The sequence below is a fragment of the Ruegeria sp. HKCCD7255 genome (assembly GCF_013031565.1).
Classification (GTDB): domain Bacteria; phylum Pseudomonadota; class Alphaproteobacteria; order Rhodobacterales; family Rhodobacteraceae; genus Ruegeria.
The window spans coordinates 1-1,338 of sequence record NZ_WQAG01000035.1; the positions used below are offsets into that span (position 1 = coordinate 1).

At 59.3% G+C, this 1,338-nt stretch carries 1 protein-coding gene; it reads left to right on the plus strand.

Going from position 1 to position 1,338, the window contains the following annotated elements; translation table 11 throughout:
* Positions 1–230: 230 nt before the first annotated feature.
* Positions 231–1,241, plus strand: coding sequence for a carbon-nitrogen hydrolase family protein (locus GOX45_RS21900; protein ID WP_171104088.1), 1,011 nt, complete (start codon positions 231–233; stop codon positions 1,239–1,241).
* Positions 1,242–1,338: the final 97 nt, after the last annotated feature.

Below are 1,338 nucleotides of genomic sequence, written 5' to 3' on the forward strand. Positions count from 1 at the left end.
TCACACCCGAGCTGCACATAGCTGTTGCAAACGGAGTCTTGCCAGTACGCGAGGCGCTGGTTTAGCGGCACGTTGTTTGTGTCGTAACGCGTCTGAATATCCATGTGGTCCCCTTGAATGGATCGACAAAGCATGTCGATCTTGCCCGAAAAAGCAAGTTTTTCCGCCCAGACGCAAAAGCACGATCGCCCGTGATCCGACAGCCTTTGTTCATCCAACGGAGGTGCACCATGTCTACTCAATTCAAAGTCGCTGCGGTTCAGGCGGCCCCCTGCTTTCTTGATCTGGACGCAGGCATCGACAAAGCCATCGGTCTGATCGAAGAGGCCGCGAAGAACGGCGCCAAGCTGATTGCGTTCAGCGAAACCTGGTTGCCGGGCTATCCCAATCACATCTGGCTGGGCCCTGTTGCCTGGCAGATGCAGTTCGTGGGCCGTTACTTTGACAATTCGATTGTTGCCGGCAGCGATCAGGAAAAGCGCCTGTCCAAAGCCTGCCGCGACAACAACATCCAGCTGTCGATGGGCTGCTCTGAACGTGATGGCGGCTCGCTCTATATCGCGCAGTGGCATTTCGACGAAACCGGTGAGGTGATCAACCGCCGCCGCAAGCTGAAACCTACCCATGTCGAACGCACGGTCTATGGCGAAGGCGACGGCTCGGACCTGAGCGTGGTCGACACCTCGATCGGGCGCGTCGGGCAGCTGGCCTGCTGGGAGCATCTGCAACCGCTGAGCAAATATGCCATGTATGCCCAAAACGAACAGATCCATGTGGCCGCCTGGCCGAACCTGGCGCTGTATGAGGGCACGGCCTATGCGCTGGGGCATCAGGTGAACAACGCGGCTTCGATGATCTATGCGGTCGAAGGTGGCTGTTTCGTTCTGGCCCCCTGTTCGCTGGTAACCAAAGAGATGCAGGACCTGCTGTGCGAGGGCAATCCCGAGAAAGAGGCGCTGTTCCCGGTGGGCGGTGGCTATACCGCGATCTTTGGCCCGGACGGGTCGGAGCTGGCCGAACGGATCCCGCATGACCAGGAGGGCATCATGTATGCCGATATCGATCTGCACATGATCGGCTATGCCAAGGCGGCGGCCGATCCTGCGGGTCACTATGCGAAACGCGACAGCACGCGGCTGCTGATCAACCGCAAGAAACAGCGCGCCGTCCTGCACTTCGACGATGCGCCCGGCTGGGAAGAGGTCGACCTGATCGACGCACAACCCGAAGCCGCGGAATAGCCGTCTCGGCGATGGCCCCCGGGGCGGGGCCATCCCAAAGCATCAAAAGGGGATCCGAAATGACAGACCCAACACCCGCAATTCCAACGCATGAAGA